Annotated in this window: 1 protein-coding gene and 1 pseudogene; one reads left to right on the top strand and one right to left on the bottom strand. The window is 35.0% G+C overall.

Going from position 1 to position 2,306, the window contains the following annotated elements; translation table 11 throughout:
- Nucleotides 1-411, top strand: a pseudogene (locus F6K13_RS29100) (LacI family transcriptional regulator); the annotation flags it as partial.
- 519 nt (nt 412-930) lie between these two features.
- Here F6K13_RS29100 and F6K13_RS29095 read toward each other — a convergent pair.
- Entirely contained in the window at nt 931-2,208 is a 1,278-nt protein-coding gene (locus F6K13_RS29095) for a sugar ABC transporter substrate-binding protein (RefSeq protein WP_124143001.1), read from the bottom strand.
- Between the last annotated feature and the right edge of the window lie 98 nt (nt 2,209-2,306).

Raw genomic sequence — 2,306 nt, 5'->3', positions numbered from 1 at the left:
ATTGTTGACTCCGTTAGCGTTACTTCTACCAGGGATATTATAAAGGTTAAAAAACTACTTAAAAATAATCCTAATGTTCAGATACTTTGGGGAGGGTCAAATCTAGCAACGGAGACTGCACTTACAGCAGTGACAGAATCTGGTTTGAATAACAAAGTTAAGGTTTTTGGGGTTTTAGACCTGTCGAAAGAGAAAGCAGAAATGTTACTAGATCCCAATAGTCCTTTAGAGTTGATTATCGATCAGTCCGGTCTTGAGATTGGTTCTGATGCTGTTAAAAAAACAATTTCTGTCTTGAGAAAAAAAAGGTCAGGAGCAGATTATCGGGTTTACCCCGTTAAACATCGTCTATTAACTCAAGATGACCCAGACACTGTACGTGATTTTCTCAAGGAATATGGCTGGTTCTAACGGTAGTCTCACAAAAGGGCGTTGGTAAATCAAGAGATGAAACTTTAAGAGTAATCTGTTTCTGATACCTTTAAATAGGGTTTGCTGAAAAAGTCCTGTGAGCGAGGGTAGGAGTCAGGAGTCAGGAGTCAGGAGTCAGGAGTCAGGAGTCAGGAGTCAGGATAAATGGGAATGAGCGAGGAGGTAGGAGTAAGAATTGTCCCTTAATTTTTCTGCCATAGTCAGCCCAAAATACTAGCTTTTTGAGCGTTTTCAACTGAAACAAGCGCACTTTTTTCGACCCTCAAAAGGCTAAAACCTTTATATATAAATACTTTGATAATTAATCAGCAAGTCCTAAATATTTTACCAGAGTCAGTGATGGGTATTACCCCTAGTAGAAAATCATCTTGCTAATTACCAATGCCCTTTTTTCCTGTCTCCTGACTCCTGTCTCCTGACTCCTCCCTAATTATTTATAAATGTTTAACCGGACATAATATTACTACTTTAAGAATTCCCAATTTTAAACCTGAAAAACTATAAATTATCCCACTCAGACGCCGCATCAGCTATGGCCTGATCAACAGTTTTCTCTGCCAACATAGCCGCCTGTAAATTTTGAGAAATAATCTGTTTCAACTCATTCAAATTTTTAACTTGTGGAAGTAAAACTTCTGCTTTCAGCATTTGATTAGCACTAATAATTCGAGCTTTATCTTGAGTAGAAGCATTAGAAGGAAGATTTTGAAAATAATTATTCTCTAAAGTCTGAGTTATAGAAGGTAGAACATTAGTTTCTTGAGTAAAAGCAGTTTGATTTTGATTATTAGTGATAAACAAAGCAAATTTCAGCGCTTGGTCTGGTAGTTTAGTATTACTAGAAATAGCTAAATTCATTAACATCATACTCTTTTTACCAGTTTCACCCGTAATTTGAGATACAGGTTCTGATGCTTGTCCAATATCCGGTGTATTTTCAGATATTGCCTCGATCGCTTCTGAACCAGAAAACAACATAGCTATTTCTCCAGCTTGATATAAATCAATACCAGCTTGAATCCCTTTTGTCAATACTTCCTTTGGTAATAGCCCATCTTGATATAAATCAACCCAATACTTGAATACTGTCTGACCAGTTGGAGTATTAAAAGCAGCCTTTCCATCAACATCTATCAGTGTCACTCCCATCTTGCCAAAAGACTCTAATACCTCTGAAAATTCTTCTGGTAGAAAAGAAATAAAAAATGCGTACTTATCAGTTTTTTCTTTAATCTGTTTAGCCACCTCTGCTAACTCTGAATAATTTTTGGGAGGTTGCTCTAGTCCTGCTTGTTGAAATAGCTGAGAATTATAAATAGTTATATTTGTTGTGGCATACCAGGGGATACCAAAACTTTTACCATTAATCTGACTAGCTTGCCAAAGATTAGATAAATATTCATTCTTAACCGAATCTGATAAAATAGTATCCAAATTTAACCAAGTATTAGGTTCAGTCAATAAATGTGCAAAACTTGAATTAAGATTAACAACATCTGGAAGAGTTTCTGTCAAAATAGCACTCTCAATTTTGCTTTCCATCTCTGACCAAGACACATCAACCCATCGCACCGATAAACCTGGATTATCTGCTTCAAAATCAGTAATCAATTGATTAAAATAATTCGTAAATTGAGGTTGAAGCTGTATCGTCCAAAACTTAATTTCTTGAGTATTTAAGTTAGGAGAGAGAGTGGTGCAACTAATCAAAAATGTTAAAATTAGTCCGAAGATAGCAAATAGTCTAAAACGTTGCCATTTAACAATGTAAAACATTTGATGAAATCTATAAAAGTATCTGAAATATAGTTATTTGATTGAAGTTATGATAATTTTTGCACTTTCCATTATCAAGGAAAAATAAAATTATTATA

The organism is Okeania sp. SIO2B9 (assembly GCF_010672505.1).
Lineage (GTDB): Bacteria > Cyanobacteriota > Cyanobacteriia > Cyanobacteriales > Microcoleaceae > Okeania > Okeania hirsuta.
This window is presented reverse-complemented; position numbering and strand designations above follow the sequence as displayed.

Bases quoted from the DNA above. Each gene is read 5' to 3' on its own strand.
- F6K13_RS29095 (WP_124143001.1), bottom strand. From the start codon at position 2,208: ATGTTTTACATTGTTAAATGGCAACGTTTTAGACTATTTGCTATCTTC.